Annotated in this window: 19 protein-coding genes and 2 pseudogenes; 3 read left to right on the forward strand and 18 right to left on the reverse strand. The window is 70.9% G+C overall.

Annotated elements, in window-relative coordinates:
* Nucleotides 1-60: 60 nt before the first annotated feature.
* The 11 genes from AB4091_RS06070 to AB4091_RS06120 form a co-directional block, all read right to left on the reverse strand.
* A complete protein-coding gene (locus AB4091_RS06070; RefSeq protein ID WP_442290832.1) occupies nucleotides 61-471 on the reverse strand; it encodes a hypothetical protein in 411 nt (136 codons plus the stop codon).
* 82 nt (nucleotides 472-553) lie between these two features.
* Nucleotides 554-1,816, reverse strand: coding sequence for a Gfo/Idh/MocA family protein (locus tag AB4091_RS06075; RefSeq protein ID WP_442290833.1), 1,263 nt, complete (start codon nucleotides 1,814-1,816; stop codon nucleotides 554-556).
* Between the two features lie 37 nt (nucleotides 1,817-1,853).
* On the reverse strand, nucleotides 1,854-2,711 hold the full coding sequence (locus AB4091_RS06080; protein WP_442290834.1) for a carbohydrate ABC transporter permease: 858 nt from the start codon (nucleotides 2,709-2,711) through the stop codon (nucleotides 1,854-1,856).
* Entirely contained in the window at nucleotides 2,704-3,714 is a 1,011-nt protein-coding gene (locus AB4091_RS06085; RefSeq protein WP_442290835.1) for a carbohydrate ABC transporter permease, read from the reverse strand. The genes AB4091_RS06080 and AB4091_RS06085 overlap by 8 nt, the downstream gene beginning before the upstream one ends.
* 2 nt (nucleotides 3,715-3,716) lie before the next feature.
* Complete coding sequence (locus AB4091_RS06090; protein ID WP_442290836.1) at nucleotides 3,717-4,994, reverse strand: ABC transporter substrate-binding protein; 1,278 nt, start codon at nucleotides 4,992-4,994, stop codon at nucleotides 3,717-3,719.
* A 202-nt stretch (nucleotides 4,995-5,196) separates the two neighbouring features.
* Nucleotides 5,197-6,198, reverse strand: coding sequence for a serine hydrolase domain-containing protein (locus AB4091_RS06095; RefSeq protein WP_442290837.1), 1,002 nt, complete (start codon nucleotides 6,196-6,198; stop codon nucleotides 5,197-5,199).
* Nucleotides 6,199-6,218: 20 nt separating this feature from the next.
* Nucleotides 6,219-6,953, reverse strand: coding sequence for a glutamine amidotransferase (locus AB4091_RS06100; RefSeq protein ID WP_442290838.1), 735 nt, complete (start codon nucleotides 6,951-6,953; stop codon nucleotides 6,219-6,221).
* Nucleotides 6,950-7,675 (reverse strand): esterase family protein, encoded by a 726-nt coding sequence (locus tag AB4091_RS06105; protein WP_442290839.1) that lies wholly within the window; start codon nucleotides 7,673-7,675, stop codon nucleotides 6,950-6,952. The genes AB4091_RS06100 and AB4091_RS06105 overlap by 4 nt, the downstream gene beginning before the upstream one ends.
* Nucleotides 7,676-7,703: 28 nt before the next feature.
* Nucleotides 7,704-8,864 carry an alpha/beta hydrolase-fold protein gene (locus AB4091_RS06110; RefSeq protein WP_442290840.1) on the reverse strand — a complete coding sequence of 387 codons (1,161 nt, stop codon included), beginning with the start codon at nucleotides 8,862-8,864 and terminating at the stop codon, nucleotides 7,704-7,706.
* The gene (locus AB4091_RS06115) at nucleotides 8,861-9,802 is read right to left on the reverse strand and encodes a hypothetical protein (RefSeq protein WP_442290841.1); all 942 of its coding nucleotides are present in this window, start codon (nucleotides 9,800-9,802) and stop codon (nucleotides 8,861-8,863) included. The genes AB4091_RS06110 and AB4091_RS06115 overlap by 4 nt, the downstream gene beginning before the upstream one ends.
* Before the next feature lie 15 nt (nucleotides 9,803-9,817).
* A complete protein-coding gene (locus tag AB4091_RS06120) occupies nucleotides 9,818-11,047 on the reverse strand; it encodes an ATP-grasp domain-containing protein (protein WP_442290842.1) in 1,230 nt (409 codons plus the stop codon).
* 153 nt (nucleotides 11,048-11,200) lie between these two features.
* Between AB4091_RS06120 and AB4091_RS06125 the strand changes: the two genes are divergently transcribed.
* A complete protein-coding gene (locus AB4091_RS06125; RefSeq protein WP_442290843.1) occupies nucleotides 11,201-11,851 on the forward strand; it encodes an HdeD family acid-resistance protein in 651 nt (216 codons plus the stop codon).
* A gap of 21 nt (nucleotides 11,852-11,872) precedes the next feature.
* On the opposite strand, the gene AB4091_RS06130 is transcribed toward AB4091_RS06125, so the two are convergent.
* From AB4091_RS06130 to AB4091_RS06160, 7 genes and pseudogenes are all read right to left on the reverse strand, one after another.
* Nucleotides 11,873-12,238 carry a YciI family protein gene (locus AB4091_RS06130; protein WP_442290844.1) on the reverse strand — a complete coding sequence of 122 codons (366 nt, stop codon included), beginning with the start codon at nucleotides 12,236-12,238 and terminating at the stop codon, nucleotides 11,873-11,875.
* A 110-nt stretch (nucleotides 12,239-12,348) separates the two neighbouring features.
* A complete protein-coding gene (locus tag AB4091_RS06135) occupies nucleotides 12,349-13,461 on the reverse strand; it encodes a hypothetical protein (protein WP_442290845.1) in 1,113 nt (370 codons plus the stop codon).
* Nucleotides 13,458-13,976 carry a SigE family RNA polymerase sigma factor gene (locus tag AB4091_RS06140; protein WP_442290846.1) on the reverse strand — a complete coding sequence of 173 codons (519 nt, stop codon included), beginning with the start codon at nucleotides 13,974-13,976 and terminating at the stop codon, nucleotides 13,458-13,460. Before AB4091_RS06140 ends, AB4091_RS06135 begins: the two co-directional genes overlap by 4 nt.
* Nucleotides 13,977-14,132: 156 nt before the next feature.
* A pseudogene (locus tag AB4091_RS06145) lies at nucleotides 14,133-14,468 on the reverse strand (response regulator transcription factor); the annotation flags it as partial.
* A 204-nt stretch (nucleotides 14,469-14,672) separates the two neighbouring features.
* Nucleotides 14,673-15,071: pseudogene (locus AB4091_RS06150) on the reverse strand (sensor histidine kinase); the annotation flags it as partial.
* A gap of 359 nt (nucleotides 15,072-15,430) precedes the next feature.
* Nucleotides 15,431-16,177, reverse strand: a complete 747-nt coding sequence (locus AB4091_RS06155) for an ABC transporter permease (RefSeq protein ID WP_442290847.1) — start codon at nucleotides 16,175-16,177, stop codon at nucleotides 15,431-15,433.
* Nucleotides 16,174-17,184 (reverse strand): ABC transporter ATP-binding protein, encoded by a 1,011-nt coding sequence (locus AB4091_RS06160; RefSeq protein WP_442290848.1) that lies wholly within the window; start codon nucleotides 17,182-17,184, stop codon nucleotides 16,174-16,176. Before AB4091_RS06160 ends, AB4091_RS06155 begins: the two co-directional genes overlap by 4 nt.
* Before the next feature lie 121 nt (nucleotides 17,185-17,305).
* Here AB4091_RS06160 and AB4091_RS06165 point away from each other — a divergent pair, with 121 nt between their 5' ends.
* Together AB4091_RS06165 and AB4091_RS06170 are read left to right on the forward strand one after the other, a co-directional pair.
* Nucleotides 17,306-17,746, forward strand: a complete 441-nt coding sequence (locus AB4091_RS06165; protein ID WP_442290849.1) for an SRPBCC family protein — start codon at nucleotides 17,306-17,308, stop codon at nucleotides 17,744-17,746.
* 78 nt (nucleotides 17,747-17,824) lie between these two features.
* Nucleotides 17,825-19,402, forward strand: a complete 1,578-nt coding sequence (locus AB4091_RS06170) for a molybdopterin-dependent oxidoreductase (protein WP_442290850.1) — start codon at nucleotides 17,825-17,827, stop codon at nucleotides 19,400-19,402.
* Nucleotides 19,403-19,503: the final 101 nt, after the last annotated feature.

Consider the following 19,503-nt stretch of genomic DNA (forward strand, 5'->3'; position numbering starts at 1 on the left):
GAACGCGAACGGCAGGTGGCGCCGCGGCAACCCGGTGCGCCCCTGCCCGTGACCCGCAGTCTAACCGCCGCCGGCCGTCGGCCCTGCCTGCGAGGCGCTGGGCGCCAGCACGAGATAGGCCTGCGCGAGCAGGACCACGCCGATCGCGACCCACTTGCCGACGGGCAGCTCCACGCCGTAACGCCAGCGGTCCACGAGGACGAGTCCCACCTGGAGCATGACGACCCAGCCCATCGTGACGAGGGCCAGCTCGGCGTACTTCAGCGACGACGCGTACACCCAGAACAGGACGAGGAAGGCGCCGGCGCCTAGCACGAGCGCCCGGGCGCTGCCGTTCTCGGCCCACTCCTTGGCGAGCACGGCCCCGGCGAGGTCGAGGCCCGCGAGGCAGATCATCGCGATCGTCGCGACGACGGGCACCGGCCAGGCCGCTGGCGCCTTGATGAGAGGGAAGACGTCGGTGACGCTCATGGGTGGCACGTCCTTGGGAGCAGGGCCCGCCCCGCGAACAGGCCTTGCCCTCAGAGGGCCCGCGACACCCCGCTGATACCGCTCAGGCAGTGGTGACCGGCTGCGCCTCCCACTGCACCTGGCCGCCCTCGAACCAGGCGACGACCTTCGGGTCGAGCCGCGGCACCTCGACCGCCCCGCCGCCCGTGCGCAGCGACGTCGTCGCCGACGCACCGGCAGCCACGGCCTCTCGGGCGGCGACGGGGGAGGTCATCGTCGGGCCGCCGTCGCGGGCGAACCGCACGAACTCCGCCACGAGCAGCAGGTCGGCCCCACCGTGCCCGGTCGTGTCGGCCGCCGGGATCTCGATGACCTCGTCGGCGTCGTCGCGGTAGTCGTCGGTGCGTCGGGTCCACACCTTGACGACCGCGCCGGGGCCGTCACCGAAGTTCTCGAGCCGTCCCCTCGTGCCGATCACCGTGTAGTTGCGCCAGTAGTCGGGCGTGAAGTGGCACTGCTGGTAGCTCGCGAGCACGCCTCCGTCGAGCACGAGGTTGGCCATCGAGATGTCCTCGACGTCGACGACGGGGTTGAGCTCGCGCTGCTCGGTGGGCGGCCAGTTGTCGAGGGAGTACCAGTCGGCCATCCGCCGGTCGGTGTTGTCGCGGTGGTCGCTGATCGCTCCGTAGACGGCGAGGTCGCCGACTGCGCTGACGCGCCGCGTGTAGGCGCCGGCCAGCCAGTGGATGACGTCGAGGTCGTGGGCGCCCTTCTGCAGCAGCAGACCGGTCGTGCTGCGGCGGTCGGCGTGCCAGTCCTTGAAGTAGTAGTCGCCGCCGGCCGAGACGAAGTGCCGGCACCAGATCGCCTTGACCTCGCCGATCGTCCCCGCCTCGATGACCTCGCGCATCGCCCGGACCACCGGCATGTGCCGCATGTTGTGCCCGACGTAGAGCCGCGTGCCGGTGCGGTGGGCCGCCTCGAGCACGCGGTCGGCGTCCTCGACGCTCGTCGCGAGCGGCTTCTCCACGAACGTCGGTATGCCGGCCTCCAGGGTGCGCACGGCGTGCTCGGTGTGCGCGTGGTCGGGCGTGAGCACGAGGACCGCGTCGACCTCGGAGCGCACGTCGGGGGCGAGGAACGCGTCGAGGCTGTCGACGACGCGTACGCCGTCGATCCGCTCGGCGGCGTCCCGACGTCCGCGTTCGGCGGCGTCGCAGACCACGGTGACGCGGCTGCCCTCGCCGGGGCGGTGGGCGTAGCGGGCCAGGCTGGCGCGCAGGCCGAAGCCGATGATGCCGATCCGGAGGTCGGGCGTGCTGGTCAGGCTGGTGCTGGTCGCGCTCGTGCTGGTCGTGCTGGTCATGAGGGTTCGGTCGCCTTTCGGGGTGGTGGTTCGAGTCTCAGCCCTTGGAGCCGCTGAACGCGATGCCCTGGATGAACTGCTTCTGCAGCACGACGAAGAGCAGGAGGACCGGGAGCGTCGCGAGGACCGATCCGGCCATGAGCGTCGTCGTGTCGACGGAGAACTGGCCGATGAGCGAGGCCAGGCCGACCGAGAGCGGCATCTTCGTCGGGTCGTTGTTGACCACGAGCGGCCACATGAGGTCGTTCCACGACCACAGCACGTCGAGCACCGCGAGTGCGATGAGCCCGGGCTTCGCGAGCGGCAGCATGATGCGGGTGAAGATCTGCCAGTGGTTGGCGCCGTCGAGCTTGGCCGCCTCCTCCAGGTCGCGCGGCAGGCTGAGGAAGAACTGCCGCAGCAGGAACGTGCCGAAGGCGCTGAAGAGGCCGGGCACGATGAGGGCCTGGATCGAGTTGAGCCAGCCGAGGCCCGAGATGATCTCGTACTGCGGCAGCAGGAACAGCTGGCTCGGCACCATGAGCACCGACAGGAACAGGCCGAAGAGCAGGCCACGCCCCCTGAATTCGAACCGGGCGAACGCGTAGCCGGCCATCGAGCACAGCACGAGCTGGCCGATCACGCGCCCGGCCGTCTGGAGCGTGCTGTTCCAGAACATCTGGCCGAACGGGAGGGTGTCGAACACGTCCCCGTAGTTGGACCACTGGGGGCTCTTCGGCAGGATCGTCGGCGGCACCGTCAGGGTCTCGCCGAGCGTCTTGAGCGAGGTCATGACCTCCCAGAAGAACGGGCCGACCATGACGACCGAGCCGAGGATCAGTACGACGTGGACGCCGATGTGACTGCGGCGCAGACGCTTTCGCGAGCGAGGGAGCCGGGTCGCGAGCTCAGACATAGTGCACCCACTTCTTCTGGAGCCGGAACTGCAGGGCGGTGACCGCGACGATGATCACGAGGATCACGAGGGCGATCGCGGCGGCATACCCCTGCTGGTTCTCGACGAAGCCGCGCTGGTAGAACTGCGCGACGATCGTCTCGGTCGCGGGGTAGGCCGGGTTCGTCGGCCCGGTCATGACGAAGATGAGGTCGAAGGTCTGCAGGGCGCCGATCACCGCGAGCACCGAGATGAAGAAGACGCTCGGGCTGATCTGCGGCAAGGTGATCGACCAGAACTGCCGGATGCGGCCGGCGCCGTCGAGCGAGGCCGCCTCGTAGAGGTCCTTCGGAACGCCCTGGATGGCGGCCAGGAAGATGACGATCTGCGTGCCGAGGCCGAGCCAGATGCCCACTGCCGCAATGGCATACAGGGCGGTCGCGGGGTTGGAGAGCCAGTTGGTGCCCTCCAGGCCGACGGCGCGCAGCATCGCGTTGACGACGCCCACGTCGCCGTTGTAGAGCGTGCGCCAGATGAGGCCGACGGCCGCGGGCATGGTGACGACCGGCAGGAAGAAGAGCACCCGGTAGACGCGGACCCCGCGCAGTCCCTCGGTCGAGAGCAGCGCAGCGATGACGAGCGCGATCGGGATGCCGAGCAGGGCCACGACGGTGAACTTCGCCGTGTTGAGGAGGGTCTCCCAGAGCCGGGCGTCACCGAGCAGGTGCGTGTAGTTGTCGAGGCCGACCCACTCCGAGCCGCCGAAGGGGCCCGTCTCGGTGAAGGAGATGAGCAGGGTGCGCACGACCGGCCACAGGTAGAAGACGACGAGCCCGAGCAGCGTCGGCAGGATGAAGACCGCCGCCCAGAACAGGTCGTTGCGGCGCATCCGCGACATGCCCCGCGCGGGGCGGCCGGGGGCCGGGTGCTCGCCCCCGCCCGACGGCCGCGAGGCCGGCCCCCTGCGGGAGGCGCGTGCCGCCGCGGTGGCAGCGCCTCCCGTCCGGGTGGCGACGCTCGACATGCTCACTTCTCCTTGGCGAGCGCTGCGTTCATCTGGGTGGCGAGGTCCTTCAGGCCCGTCGCCGCGTCGACCTCGCCGTTCCACACCTTCGTGAGCAGGTCGGTCTGCAGGGTCGTCCATGCCTTGGTGTTCTTCGACGCCGGGTAGGGCACCGCAGTCGCGACCTCGTCGACGTAAGCCTTGAGGTTGAACTGCGGCATCGAGTTCACCCAGGCGTCCTGCGTGCCCTCGTAGGCGGGGATTACCGCGCCGGCGTCGGCCTGGATCTGCGCCGCGCGCTTGCCGCCGAGGAAGCCGACGAACTTCTGCGCGGCGTCCTGGTGCTTCGTCTTCGCGTAGATGACGTTGCCGAGACCGTGGATGACCGAGATCTGGCCCTTCGGTCCGGCCGGCACGGGCGCGACGTTGACGGCGTTCTTCAGCTCCGGCACGTCGTTGTACTCGACGGCCGCCCACGAGCCGTTCCAGTACATGCCGACCTTGCCGGCCTTGAAGAGGTCGCCCGGGCTCGTGTCGGTCATCTGCTGCACGGTCGGGGACGCGCCGTCCTTGACGAGCGAGGTCCAGAACTCGATGCCCTCGAGGGCCTCGGGCGAGTCGAAGCCGCTCTTCGTGCCGGCCGCGTTGATGACCTGGCCGCCGGCCGACGGGATGGTGTCGTAGAAGCCGGCCTGGTCCTCGACCGGGGCGGCCGCGCCGTAGACGCCCTTGCCCTTGTCGGTGAGGGTGCGGGCGGCGGACTGGAAGTCGGCCCAGGTCCAGTCGTCCTTCGGGTAGGGCACCTTCTTCGCGTCGAAGAGCGCCTTGTTGTACCAGACGCCGATGGTGTCGAAGTCCTTCGGGATGCCGTACGCCTTGCCCTCCCAGGTGTAGAGGTCGACGAGCGCGCGGGGGTACTTCGCCAGGTCGAGCTTGGCCGCGCTCACGGTCTGCTCGAGGGGAAGCAGCTGCTGGTTCGCGGCATACAGCTTGAAGTTGGGCCCGTTCATCCAGAAGACGTCGGGAGCGCCGCCACCCGACGCCGCGGTCTGCAGCGTCGTGAAGTACTGCTTGAACGGCGTCACCTGGATCTTCACCGTCACGTTCGGGTCGGCGGCGTGGAACTCGTCGGCGATCTTCTGCATGGCGGGCAGCTGGTTCTTGTCCCAGATGCCGTAGCTGATCGTGACCGGACCGCTCTCCGGCTGGGCTTCGGGCGCGCCTCCTCCGGACGAGCTTCCGCAGGCGGTCAGGCCGAGGGTGAGGACGGCCGTGACGGCCAAGAGGCGGGTGCTGCGCATGGACTTCTCCTTGGGGACCGGGCACATCGTCGGGCGGGTCGTGCTGCGTCGCCGCTCCACATGCTGCTCGTTTGTGAGCGACCGGACACAGAATTGAGCAAAATCAAGCATGTGTCAATCCATCGCACGGAAGCCGGACAGGGCGAATCGCCTCCCCGGCCCGTCGGTGGGGGGCGTCGGTCGACGTGGGCGGTCGCGCGCCTCAGGCGTCCAGGCGCTCGGCGAGGTGCCGGACGAGCGGACGTATGCCGTTGCTCGTGTTCGAGACGACCGTCCACGTCAGCGACCTGCCGGGCTCGTGCGCGCTGCGGGCGGAGACCCCTGCGTCGTAGCCGTTCATGACCAGCCCGTCGCCGGTCGGAGCGAGCCAGAGGCCGAGGCCGTAGCGGCGCCCGTCGTCAGAGACGCTTCTCGGCCGCACCATCTCGGCGACCCAGCGTTCGGGCACGACTCGGCCGCCGACGAAGGCGTTCCAGAGCGCGTGCAGGTCGCCGACAGTCGTGTGCACACCTCCGTCGCCACTGCCGCGCACCGGTAGGTGCAGCACGTTGGTGCGCAGGCCGTCGTCGTCGAGGTAGCCGCGGGCGACGCTCGCCGGCAGCTCGTCGGAGCGCAGGTAGACCGTGTGCCTGAGTCCTGCCGGGGCACAGACGCGCTCGGCCACGACGTCGTGGAAGGCCGTGCCGGTGATGCGTTCGACGACCAGCGCGAGCACGACAAAGCCGCTGTTGCAGTACGAGAACCGTTCTCCTGCAGCGAACTTCGTTGCATGACCGCGCAACGACGGAACATAGTCATCCGTGGTGACGAACTCGTGCACGGGCCTCGTCATGACGTGGTCGGACGGGTCGAGGTCGAGGTCCTCGTCGAGGTAGTCGCCGATGCCGGACCGGTGCGACAGGAGGTGCTCGACCGTGACGTCGTCGGCGATCTCGGGCAGCTCGTCACCGAGGATGTCGCGCACCCGGGCGTCGAGACCGACGAGGACGTCGGCCACGAGGCTGACGACGGTCATGGCCGTCAAGCTCTTGGCGATGCTGGCGACGCCGAACTGCGTGTCGAGCGTGATCGGCACCCCGAAGGCGCGCTCGGCCAGCCCGTGCGCCGAGGCGTGCTCGGTCACTCCGTCGCGGTCGACGCGGACCACACCGGAGAAGCCCTGCTCGTCAGCGACGCGACCGACCGAGGCCGCGAGGTCCTCCATCGCCCCAAACTAGCGGGGGCTCAGGAGAACTCGGCCACGAAGCGCTTGAGGACGTCGTGCGCCGGCGACACGTCAGCGGTGCGCACCGACTCGATGATCGTGTCCTGCTCGTCGGGGCGGAAGTAGCCGAGGTTCGCATAGGCCCGGATGCGCTCGACGAACGTCTCGAGCTCGAGCTCGGGGTGGAACTGCGTCACCCAGGCGCGCGGCCCGACCCGATAGGCCTGCACGGGGCAGGGGTCGCTCGTGGCGAGCACGACGGCCCCCGGAGGCGGCTCCGTGGCCGCCTCCTTGTGGCCGACGAAGGCGGTGAACGTGGCGGGCAGCGCACGGAAGATGGGGTCGTCGGCCGCGGCGGCGGTCAGGCGTACGGTCGTGGAGCCGACCGGCTCGCCGTACGTGCGGTCGACCACGCCGCCGAGCGCGAGGCTCGTCGCCCCGATGCCGTAGCAGAGGCCCAGATAGGGCACCTGGCGCTCGACGAGCTCACGGATGAGCTCGGTCAGCTCCTCCTCGACGCGGCGCTCGGTGGGCGTCTTCGAGTCGCGCGGCTCGCTGACGGTGAAGGGGCTCCCGCCGAGCACCACTCCGGCACAGGCCGTCACGTCGAGGGGCAGGAACGTGCCCTGCTCGATGCGAACGTGGACCACGTCGTCGGGGCCGAGGCCGGTGAGGCGCTCGAAGGCGTCGCGCTCCTGCTCGGCCAGGGCGTCGTCGATGCGGGAGGTGAGCAGCAGGAACGGGGGGCGGCTCACGGCAGCAGGTCGTCGAGGTAGGTCGGGAGCATCTCCCACCACGTGGGCCAGTCGTGCTTGTAGGCGGGACCCCAGTCGTCGACGCGGTTGGGGATGCCCTTGGCGCCCAGCACCTGGGCCACGGCCCAGGCCTCGCCCGGGTCCTCCCACTGCCCGCTGCCCGACGCCAGCACGATCATCCGTCGGCGCAGCGTGTCGAGGGCGGGACCGCCGAGGTCGGGCAGGAAGTGGAGGGGGGAGCTGAAGTACAGGTCGTCGGTGAACCGGCCGCCGATGAACTTCTCGATGGAGTACGTGCCGCTCATGCACACCGCCGAGTCGACGAGGTGTGGGTAGCGGCAGGTGATCGCCAGGGCGTTGAAGGCACCGATCGAGGCGCCGGCCACCACGACGGGCAGCTGGCCGCCCACGTCGGAGTGGATCGCCGGGATGACCTCGGAGGCGACGGCCTCGTGGAACGCGTTGAACAGGGCCATGCGGTACTCGGGCGACCCGATCCCCTCGGCCATCGCCTTGCCGGCGACGCTGTCGCACGAGTAGACCTTCGCGCGGCCGGCGTCGATGAGCGGCATGAGGTGGGCGATCATCTTGTGCCGCTCGACCTCCTCGGCATCACCACCCGCCGTCGGGAAGAGCAGCACCGGGACGCCGTAGGTGCCCCAACGCGCGACCGTGATGTCCTGGCCCAGCCGGTCGGAGTGCCACCGGTCGGTCACCTTCATGGGTTGCCTGCCTTCTGGTTTGCGCCCGTCACTCGTAGACGAACTTCTGGGGTCCGGGGAAGATCCAGGAGAGGCCGTCGCCGAGGCGGTCGCGCCAGTTCTCCCAGTTGTGGCCGTCGCGCGCCTCGGTGTAGCGCACCTTCATGCCCGTGTGGCGGAAGACCGGCACCATCGAGCGGTTCGGGGTGATGAGCGGCTCGTAGACGCCGCACGTCATGAAGATGCGGTCGACCACGGCCGAGGGCTTGTCGCGGAAGCGGTTGACGAACTTCACGACCGGGTCGAAGGCGGGTCCGCCGCCGTGGTCGAAGCCGATGTCGGTGAAGACGAGCGACGCCGACTGCAGCATGAGGGAGCCGAAGTAGCCGGGGTAGCGCACGGCGGTCGACAGCGAGGCGATGCCGCCGAACGAGCTGCCCATGAGGCAGCGGGCCTCGGGGGTGTCGATGAGGGGCAGCCGCTCGGTGAGCAGCGGCACGAGCTCGCGGGCGATGAAACGGGCGTGCGGCGCGTAGTTGGGGTACTCCTTGAGCCGGTCGCGAGGCGGCACGAAGACCGCGACGAGCGGGTCGACGTCGAGCCGGTGGATGAGGTTGTCGAGCACCGTCTTCATCGCCGCGAACTCGAGGAAGTCGGTGCCGTCGTGCACGACGAGCAGCGGGTAGCGCTGGGCCCGGTTGAACCGCGCGGGCAGGTAGATCTGCACCGGTTGGTCTCGTCGGAGGGCCTTGCTCCGGATCTGCTCCTCTACGAGCGTGCCCTGCCGCGCCTCGGGGTCGAACGACACCCAGTCGGGCACCCGGTAGCCGATCGCCGCGCACACCGACGACGACCCCATCGGGCTGTGCGCGAGGCGCGGGTTGAGTGGGTCGTTGAAGCGCTCGTAGTGCTCGCCCTTGCGGATCTCGACCTGGTACTCGACGCGCGAGCCCTCGGGCAGGACGGTCGTCACCGCCCAGAGGTCGGACTCACCGATCCGCTTGAGCGGCAACGGGTCCGGCAGACCGACGACGCGGTGGCGCACCCACACCTCGTCGACGTCACCCCGGTAGAGGAACGTGGCGCGCTCGCCCTCGATGATGGGGCAGCCGAAGCGCTCGATGAACCGGTCGATGGCGGGTCCGTCGAGCGGCAGCCGCTCGCGGAGGCTGTTGACGGCGAGCCGCGCGGTGCGGGCCTGGACGCTCACGCGGCCCCCTCGGTGACGAGAGTTCCTGCGGTCGTCAGCACGCGCGTGCCCTCCGGAAGCACCACCCGGCCGTCCGCGTCGGTGCTTCCGGGCCCGAGCCGGATGACCGTGCCGGCGTCGAGCGGCACCAGGCGGTGGGACGGGAAGCGCGCCGCGAAGACCGCCATCCGGTCGCGGTCGTCGAGGGCGAGGCGGCGGCGTGCATGCGGCAGCGGCACGACGCCGCGCACCCGGCCCAGGCCCCGGTCGTGCACCTCGGGGGCGGTCACGCCGTGTGGAGCGAAGTCGTGGAAGAGGACGACGGGGTCGCAGACGGCCATCGCCCCCGCCGACCAGGCGACGACCGGTGTCGTGGCCGGGATCGACACGGCGAAGAGCCGCAACGTCTCCATGAGGAGGCCGACGTGCCCGCCGGCCACGACGACCGCGGCCGAGGAGGCGAGCAGCTCTGCGATCTCGGCGCGCTGGGCGGCGAGCGCCGAGCTGCCCGTGAACGCGTCAGTGCCGGCCGTGTGCTCGACGAGCCGGGCCACCTCCCACGCGTACCAGTCGTCGACATCGGACAGCGCTTGCAGCGCGGACCGCTCGGCGCCCTCGCCGATGCCGTGCCGCGACGTGCGGTGACGGACCGCGAAGACGGTGTCCCAGGCCGACTGGAGGCGCAGGCCGTAGAAGGCGCGCAGCTCGTCGTGCCGCGAACGGTGGTCGAGCACGACGTCGCGCAGCTCGGATTCGGCCCGCAGCAGCTCGTACGCCCGCTGGTAGAGGCGCAGGTTGACGCCGCGACCGTCGAGGTGTCCGGCGAGCTCGGCGTCGTCGGACTCACGCTCCTCCCAGCCGGAGTTGACCATGGCGATGGGTCCGGTCACGCCGAGGGAGCGCACGGTGGAGCCCACCGTCGTGGTGAACCGCTGGGGTCCGAGCAGGATCGTGGTCATGGAGCGTGCGCGTGCTCAGCCCGCGTGCACGCGGATGGTGCGGCCGACGTCGTCGAGCATCGCCTTGACGGTGTCGAAGTCGGGGTGGCGCAGACGCACCCATGCGTTGGCCATGTAGCCCGCCTCGACGCCCTGCGTGCCGTGGCCGACGGGTGGGAAGTGGCCGTCGATGACCCACTCGCCGTAGCGCGACTGCATCTCGTCGATGCCGCTGTAGCCGGTGATCGACCCGTCACGGTCGGGGCGGAGCGCGACGATGCCGGCGGCATACGTGCGCTTCATCGGCTGCTCGGGGGCGCGGTGGGTGATCACGTGCGCCCACTCGCGGTAGACGTCGACCTCGTTGGCGGCGGAGTAGACGTCCCACGCGCCGACACCCGGCGGCCGGCAGCCGATCTCGCTGAACTTCAAGCCCTTCGGTCCGTAGAACCACTCCATGTGCGTGGCCGACGTCTCGATGCCAAGGGCGTCGATGACCCGGCGGCCGAGCTCGCGCACCTCGGCGTAGAAGGAGTTGCCGGGCTCGTCGATGCGGTTGGTCGTGATGAACTGCGGCGAGATCCAGCGGTGGCGCATCGCCTCGAGGACGTTGGGGTAGTAGTGCGTGGCCCAGTCGTGCACGACCCGCCCGCCGAGCGAGATCGTGTCGTAGAAGCCCTCGTGGCCCTCGACGAACTCCTCGATGGCGATCGATGTCGCGCCCTCGCGCGCATAGCCCTGCAGCGCCTGCTCGAGCTCGTGGTCGCTGTCGACGCGGACCGTGCCCTGGGCGCCGGCGCCGGCACGGGGCTTGAGGATCAGCGGGTAGCCCTCTCGCTCGGCGAAGTCCCGTGCCTCGCCTGCGGAGTCGACCGCCGCGCTCGCCGCGGTGGGCACGCCGGCCTGGCGCAGCGCCTCCTTCATCGACGGCTTGTCGCGGCACAGCCACGTCGTGCGCACGCTGGTGCCCGGGATGCCGCACGCCTCGCGCACCTGCGCGGCCGGCATCATGTGCGCCTCGACGGTGGCCTCGAGCGCGTCGATCCAGACCTTGTCCTGGAAGAAGCGCACCGCCTCGACCATCTGGTCGACGTTGGTCACCGAGCCGACCCGGTAGTAGCCGCGCAGGGCCCCGAGCACGTCGTCGCCGAGGTGCCCCTCCTCGGACTCGCCGATGCCGTAGACGTTGGCGCCCACCGAGGCGAGCGCGTGCACGAAGCGGCGCTGGTTCGCCGGGAACGACGGCTCCACGAAGATGATGTTCACGTCGCCGACGCTATCGGTAGGCCTGTGACGACGCCACGGCTCGCGGGTTCGCGGGTGTGGCGCGTTCTGCGCCGTTTGGGCCATTCGCGGCCGCCGACGGGGCGAGACTGGAAGGGCTGCACATCGGGCCGACCTCACCCCTCAGGAGGAACCATGTCGAGCACCGTCCCGAACGCTGCGTCACCCGATCCCGCCGTGCCGGGCGGCCTCGGCAGCCCTGGCCGGCACCGCACGACCCTCGAGGACTCCGGCTGGACGATGCCGCTCGTCGCACTCGGCGTCCTCTCGATCGTGCTGGGCATCCTCGTGCTCGCCTGGCCGGGCGTGACCCTTCTCGTCGTCGCCATCGTCTTCGGCCTGGAGCTCATCGTCGCGGGAGCCCTGCGGATCTCGACGAGCCGCCTGCTGCCCAGCGACCCTGCGTGGCTCAAGCCGGTCTCGCTGGCCCTCGGCGCCCTGTCGGTGGTGGCCGGAGTCATCTGCCTGCTGCGCCCCGGCACGTCGCTGCTCGTCGTCGCCATCGTCATCGCCGCCGGCTGGCTCTCCGAGGGCGTGGCCGCACTGGCCCAGGGTCTGCGCACGGGACGCACGGCCTCGGCGCGCACCTTCCTCATCGCGAGCGGCGTCGTCTCGGTGCTCGCCGGCCTCGTCGTGGCCATCTTCCCCGGCTCGTCGCTGGTGCTGCTCGCCCGACTGGCGGGCATCATGCTCGTGCTCATCGGGGTGGCCGAGCTGATCACGGCCTTCATGGCCCGGCGCGCGGGCACGCCGGGCGCCTCGACCCCGCGTCCCGCGCCCGCCTGACGGCATACGTCCTCGGCTGCCTCAGCCCTGGGGCAGGTCCTCGAACTCGAAGACGCGACGGACCTCGACCGACACCTCGTCGAAGAGCGACGCGAACCTCGAGGCCAGCTCGACGGCCTCCTCCTTGCTCGCCACGTTGACGAGGGCGAAGCCGCCGATGACCTCACGGGCCTCGCTGAACGGGCCGTCGGTCACGGACACGCCGGCACCGTCGGTCTTCCGGACGACGGCGCCGTCCTTGGTCTGCGTCACGCCCTCGGCTGCGAGCAGCACACCCGACTCGGCGCACTCGCTCATGAGCGCGCCCATCGCGTCCTGGAACTCCTGGCTGGGGTTCCAGGCCTCGGGGCGGGCCTCGTCGATCTTGTGGATCATCAGGTAGCGCATGGGACTCCTTCGTCTGCCGGCCGGATCGGTCCCAGCCTCCACCACGACGTCGACCCGCGGCCACGTCGTTCGACATTTCGAGGATCGAACCATCGTCGGTGCGGTGCAAGTCAGGAGGAAGGCAGCAGCACCGCACCTCGGGGCGCGAGCCGGTCACACGCGTGCGTCACGCCGTCGCAGGCCAGGAGCGACCCCCCATCCCCGGGGCCGCCATCCACGAGCACGAGGGCAAGGTGCCCGTAGGACCACGAGATGTAGTGGTAGGCATTCGGTTCGGGCAGGACCCACAGCTTCCCGTTCCGGGTGTCCGCCAGTGCCGAACCGTGCGCGGCGGGCCTGCGGGGGGCCCGGGGTGCTAGCAGGAAGGAACCATCGGCACTGAACAGGCCGAAAGACTCCAGCTCGGGCAGCGCCAGCTCTGGCCGGCGATCCGCCCGCAGGCTCCGGACCGACCCATCGAAGCTCCCCCAGAACTGGGTCGCGTCGTGCACGTCCACGGGAACGGGACCGTCGAGACTCTGGGGCGTCGGCTCCCCGGTCCACACGTAGGCGGATGCGCCACTCACCAGGTCGAGGCGACGCACGGCGAGATCCGATCGCCACACCACCTCGTGAGTGGACACGTGCAGGAACCCGTTGCCCCCGAGAACGTGCTCGCGCCCGGCGAATGGTCTCACTCCACCCAGTCCCGCGAAGCGGGCGATCTCGCGCCCTTCGAGCGTGTCGTAGACGACGAGGGCGCCCCGGAGGTCGAACCACACGGCGAAGCCGCTGTTCGGATCGCCGGCAGGCCCCGCCTCGGAGTGGCCGATGACCCGCGGGGCGGCGTTCCACGCGTGGTACCAGACGTCCTGGCGATCCGGATCGAGATAGACGGCGCCGCCACGCACGAGGGCGAGGACTCCCCAGCCGTCCGGGGCGACCAGCTTGACCGGCGTGCGCAGGACGTCGTTGCCGTGGTGCAGCCCGGCCGAGTCGTACCAGACCGGCCCGACGCCCAAGGTCGGTGGGCGCGGGGCCGGCACCGGCCTGTCCGTGCTCCGTGAGAGGAGAACGAATCCGAGGACCGTGGCCGCCAACACCGCCGCCACCAGCGCGCCTGCGGTCGCCCTGCGGCGGTTCGTGCGAACCCTTGCCCGGACCGCTCCGAGGTCGACCTCCGGTGCAACGACCCGGTCCGCCAGCTCGTGGGCGGCCCGTGAGAGCCGTTCGTCGAGCGTCATGACGTCGCCTCCTCGGCTCGCGGGGTGACTGGTTCGGCCAACATCTCGGCGAGCCGGTGGGAGGCGGCGTGAGCGTGGCTCTTGACCGTGCCCGGCGCCATGTCGAGCGTCGCCGCGATCTCGGCCTCGGTGAGGTCCTCGTAGTAGCGGAGGACCATCACGGCGCGCTGCCGCGGTGGCAGCCGGAGAACGGCGGTCCAGACACGTTCGTGCTCGTCGAGGTCACGAACCAGGTCGACCCCGTCCGGTTCATCGGTCCTCAGTCCAGGCGCTTCGTGCGACGAACACCGGCGCCACCACGAGGTCGACTGGCTCACCAGCACCTTGCGCGCATAGCCCACGGGTCGGTGCATCTCGCGCACCCGAGGCCAGCGCTGGTAGACGCGCACCAACGTCGTCTGCAGGAGGTCCTCTGCTCGCTGGTAGTCACCCGTCATCAGGTAGGCGGTGCGGAACAGCGTGGCGCTGTGCGCACGCACGAAGTCGGTGAACTGGTCCTCGTCGCTCCGTCGCATCTCGCCCTCCCTGACGACGCCCTGACGGTGGGAAACCTCCACACCCTGAACGCCGTGAGACCACGCACGGGTTCAGTCGTAAGAGCAGTGGGCTGCACCCATCAGCATCCACCCGAGAGACCCTGCCGAACGCGAATCGAGGAGGGTGAGGTGGGCCTAGAGCCAGCCGCGCTCCTGGGCGACGCGGGCGGCCTCGGCACGGGTGGACGTGCCGGTCTTGCCGATGGCCGAGCTGAGGTGGTTGCGCACCGTGCCGGACGACAGGTGCACGACCTCGGCGATGGCCGCCACAGTGCCGCCACGGAGGGCCACCTGCAGCACGTCGCGCTCACGCTCGGTGAGCGGGTTGGCGCCGTCTACGAGCGACTCCGTGGCGAGCGACGGGTCGACGACCCGCAGCCCGGCGTGGACGCGGCGGACGGCCTCGGCGAGCTGCCGCGCCGGGGTGTCCTTGACGACGAAGCCGGAGGCGCCGGCCTCGAGGGCGAGGCGGTCGGTGTCGAGCTCGACCCAGCACGCGTCGGCGTCGCTGTGGCGCACGACGTTGGTCGTCGCCTCGCGCAGCACCCAGGCCAGCACCGTGCGGTGCCTCGGGTCGACGGCGGTGGGGTCCTCGGGCACGTGGGCCTCGATGCCAGCACCCGCGAGCGCCGTTCTCGCGGAGACGAGCTCGTTGTCCAGCCGTGCCTGCCGGAGGCCGCCGACCGTCTCGCGGATCTCGGCGAGCGCCTGGCGGCTCAGGGCCTGGATCTCGGCCAGCTCGCCCTTGGCGCGCTCGGGGTCGAGGTCGACGAGCCGCTCGGCCAGCTCGGCCTTGACCGTGACCACGGTGAGCGAGTGGCCGAGCACGTCGTGGACGTCACGAGCGACGCGCTCGCGCTCGGCGACGAGGGCCAGCTCGCGCGACATCGCCTCGTACTGCGCGCCCCGGTCGGTCATGAGGCGGATCGCCGCCGTCATGGCCCCGACGGCGAAGACGATGATCGCCACGACCCAGGAGCCCTCCTCCCGGTCGATGAAGAGCGCGGTCAGGCCCGCCACGGCGACGCACAGGACTCCGACCACCATCGACCAGACGATGGGTAGGGCGAACATCCCGAACGACACGACGAACGGCAGGAAGCCGAGGCTGCCGGCGCCGATGAGGGTCGCCGTGCCGACCGTGCACCCGACGAGGACGGCCAGGTAGGCGACGCCCCTGCCCGCCCACGGCCGGCACGCGCGTTCGAGCCGCTGCAGGTGCTGCGCGCCCAACGCGTACACGAGGCCGAAGGTGACGATGAGCGCCAGCCCGAGCACGACCTGCCAGAGCGGGCGGGGCTCGCCGACGACGGCGAGCACCGGGAAGACGAGGAAGACGAGCCACACCGTCTGGATGACCCACGACCAGCGCTCCCACGGGTTGACCGTGGGGTCGCTGGTCGCCGGCTGCCCGGCCGGCGCCTCGGGTGCGGTCACTGGCGCTCCCGGCCGCGTCGCACGAGCACCGTCGCCAGGACGCCGAAGACCAGCGCCCAGACGGCCACGTTGGTGACCGGCAGCCACAGCGGGTCGCGCGACCCGTCGGGCAGGAACCCCTCGGTGAGGGGGTAGCGGGCGAGGGCGGCATACCCGTAGAGGGGGGTCAGCTTGGCGAACGAGAGCAGTGCCCCCGACAGCGGGATGAAGAGGTTGCCGAGGAAGGCGAAGATGACGAGGGTGCCGGCGGCGGCGCCGACGGCCGCCTCGGAGCGGAACGCCGTGCCGATGAGCAGGCCGTAGAGGGCGAAGACCGACGAGCCGACCAGCACGAGCGCGGCGCTGAGGGCCCACGCACCGGCCGATCCCTTGGCGCCGGTCACCGCGCCGAGGGCGTAGGTGAGCACGATCGGCACGGCCGCGACCGTCATCGCGATGAGCGCCTTCATGGCGATGTACGAGCTGTCGGCGAGCGGCGTGAGCCCCAGCTGGCGGCCCCAGCCCTGCACGCGCTCGACCGCGGCGTTGCCGCCGATGCTCGTCGTGGCGGTGACGGCGCCGTATGCCGCCATGCTGATCATCACGTACATGGCGACGTTGCCGTTGCCGATGTCGGAGCTCTTGGCGTCGACGGTGGAGCCGAAGATCAGGTAGAAGAAGGCCGGTAGCACGGCGGTGAAGAACATGCCGGCCCAGTCGCGCGTGATCCGGCGCATCTCGAGCAGCGTGAAGGTCGCGTTCATCGGACGAGCTCCTCGTCGTGGTGTGCGGGGTGGGCGCGATGGTCGGCCTCGGGGCCGGACTGGCCCTCGCGGTCGTCGCCGGTGAGGGCCATGAAGGCCTGCTCGAGGCCGGCGGTGACGATCTCGAGGTCGCTGCCGCCGAGGTCGCCAAGGAGCAGCCGGGCCACCCCGTCGGAGTCGGTCGCGGTGATGACGACGCGCGAACCGCGCTCGTCGACGGCGCTCACGCCCTCGGTCGCGCGCAGGGCGGCGATCGCGTCGACCCGGGAGTCATCCGGCAGGGTCGCCGAGACGGTGCGACCGCTGGCGCGCGAACGGATGTCGGCGGTCGTGCCGTCGGCGACGATGCGGCCGCCGGCGATGAGGACGATGCGGTCGGCGAAGGCGTCGGCCTCCTCGAGGTAGTGCGTCGCGAAGACGACGGTGCGGCCGGCGCTCGCGTCGGCGTGCATGGTGTCCCAGAAGTCGCGGCGCGCCGTGACGTCCATGCCGGCCGTGGGCTCGTCGAGGATGAGCAGGCGCGGGTCGGGCAGCAGCGCGAGCGCGAACCGCAGCCGCTGCTGCTCGCCGCCGGAGCACTTGGACACCCGGCGGTCGGCGAGCGTCGTCAGCCCCGCGCGGTCGATCACCTCGTCGACGGGCGAGTGGACGGCATACGTCGACGCGATCATGCGCACCGTCTCGCGGACGGTGAGGTCGCGCAGCAGCCCGCCGGTCTGGAGGACGGCCGAGACGGCGCCCGAGACGACGGCCTCACGCGGACGTCGGCCGAAGACCTCGACGGTGCCGCTCGTGGGCTCGGTGAGCCCGAGCACCATGTCGAGGGTCGTGGTCTTGCCGGCGCCGTTCGGGCCGAGGAAGGCGACGATCTCGCCGGGCTCGATGCGGAGGTCGATCGCGTCGACGGCGCGCACCTCGCGGTCGTGCGACCCACGCTGGGGTGGGAACGTCTTCACGAGGTCGCGCAGCTCGATGGCCGTCGCGCTCGCTGTGGTCGGTGTGGTCACGGTGCCACTCTCCCAAGCGCCGGCGGGTGGTGGCAGGGGCAATGGTCACGACCTGCCCGTGACAGGTGTCATGCCCGCCCTCCCGTCCTGCTCGAACGGAGTCGTGGGCCAGACTGTCGCCATGGCACGGTTCACCGTCACCGTCGAGACCGAGCTGCCGGCCGAGGAGGCGTGGCGGCGGCTGTTCGACCTGCGCGCCCACACCCGCGCCATCCCGTTGACGACCCTGCGCGGCGAGGTGCTCACGGCCGACGGGCTACGGGCCGGGTCGCGTTTCGTGGCCCGCACCGCCGTCGGTCCGGTGGGCTTCGACGACCGCATGGTGGTGGACGAGATCGTGCCGCCGCAGTCCGGCGGCGCCGGATCCACGCGGATCCGCAAGGAGGGCAACGTGGTTCGCGGTCAGATCGACGTTGTGGTCGCGCCGACGGCGGGTGGCTCGCGGGTCGAGTGGGAGCAGGTCATCCGGGTGCGGCCGCTGCCAGCACTGCTCGACCCCGTCGTGGCCCTCGTCGCCCGCCTCGCCTACGCCACGACCATCCGCCGCCTGCTGCGCGGCTGAGCGCACGGCGCGGCCCCAGCCACCGGCGCCGGCCCGCTCAAACCATCCGATCGGCCCGCCAGCGCCGAAGCACGGTGCATGTCGCGCCTACGTTTCGCCCTGTGCGGGGTCCTCGCCGCCGTTGCCGGCATCGCTGCCGGCCACCTCCTGGCGGCCTTCCTGGCACCCGCCTCGTCACCGGTTCTCGCAGTCGGGTCGACCGTCATCGACCTGACGCCGACGCCGGTCAAGGAGTGGGCGATCGCGACATTCGGCACCGCCGACAAGGTGGTCCTGCAGGGGTCGGTGCTCGTCGGGACACTGGTGCTCGCCGCCGTCGCGGGGCTGCTCGCGCGCCGTCGCCCCGCTGCGGGTGTGGGACTGATCGTGCTGCTGACCGGGCTGGCCGGGGCCGCGGCCGTGCTGCGGCCGGCGGCCGCGCCACGCGACGTCCTCCCTTCTGCCACGGCCATGGTCGTCGGCATCGTCGGCCTGCTCCTGCTACGCGATCTCGCCGCACGAGCCGCCGGGGAAGGTCTGGGTGCGCATGGCGCCGCGACGGGCCCTCGGTGGGCTGTCATGCGCGACCGCGCCGAGGACACCTACACCCGGGCGTCGAGCCGTCCGGCGCGCCGCAGGTTCCTCGGCGGTGCAGCCGGGGTGGCTGCCCTCTCCGTCCTCGCGGCGGCAGGCGGACAGCTGCGCGCCGGTGCGCAGAAGGCCAAGCAGATCGCTCTCCCGAAGCCGAGGGACCCCGCACCAGCGCTGCCCCACGGTCTCGAGTCGACGGTGAAGGGCATCTCGCCGCTGCGGACCCCGACCGACACGTTCTACCGGGTGGACACCAACCTCGTCGTGCCCCAGGTCGACGTCGACAGCTGGACGCTCGAGGTCGACGGCATGGTCGAGCGGCCCTTCACCATGAACTTCGCCGAGCTGTCCGCCCTGCCGCTCATCGAGCGTGACATCACGATGACGTGCGTCTCCAACGAGGTCGGGGGCGGCTACATCGGCGCGGCTCGCTGGCTGGGCGTGCGCCTCACCGACGTGCTCGACCGAGCCGGGGTCAAGGGCTCGCCGGACCAGGTGCTGAGCACGGCCGTCGACGGCTTCACCATCAGCACCCCGCTGGCCGTCGTGCGCGACGGTCGCGACGCGATGGTGGCCATCGGGATGAACGGCGCGCAGCTCCGCGACACCCACGGCTTCCCGGCGCGCCTCATCACCCCCGGCCTCTACGGCTTCGTCGGCGCCACGAAATGGCTGACGAAGCTCACGCTGACCACGTATGCCGCCGAGCAGGCGTACTGGACCAAGCGCCAGTGGGCGACGGTGGCACCGATCAAGACGAGTGCGCGCATCGACACACCGGCGCCCCTGTCGACGGTCAACGCGGGCCGGATCGCGATCGGTGGGGTCGCGTGGGCGCAGCACCGAGGCGTCGGCAAGGTCGAGGTGAAGATCGACGACGGCCCTTGGCAGGAAACGAAGCTCGGCCCCGACGTCGGCATCGACTACTGGCGCCAGTGGTTCCTCCCCTGGGACGCGCAGCCCGGCCTGCACCGCATCTCCGTCCGCGCCACCGACCGACAGGGCCGCGCACAGCTCACGGAGCGAGCCACGCCGTTCCCCAGTGGTTCGAGCGGGATCCAGGAGGTGGTGGTGACCGTCGCGTGAACACGTACGGGAGGAGAAACCCGAAACACCTTCCGTCAGAACCAATCCGGAGCCACCTGGGCACCGAACCCCCCACTGACCGTGCACCACACAGCCACAAG

Source organism: Terrabacter sp. 2RAF25, from assembly GCF_052115265.1.
Taxonomy (GTDB): Bacteria; Actinomycetota; Actinomycetes; order Actinomycetales; family Dermatophilaceae; genus Terrabacter.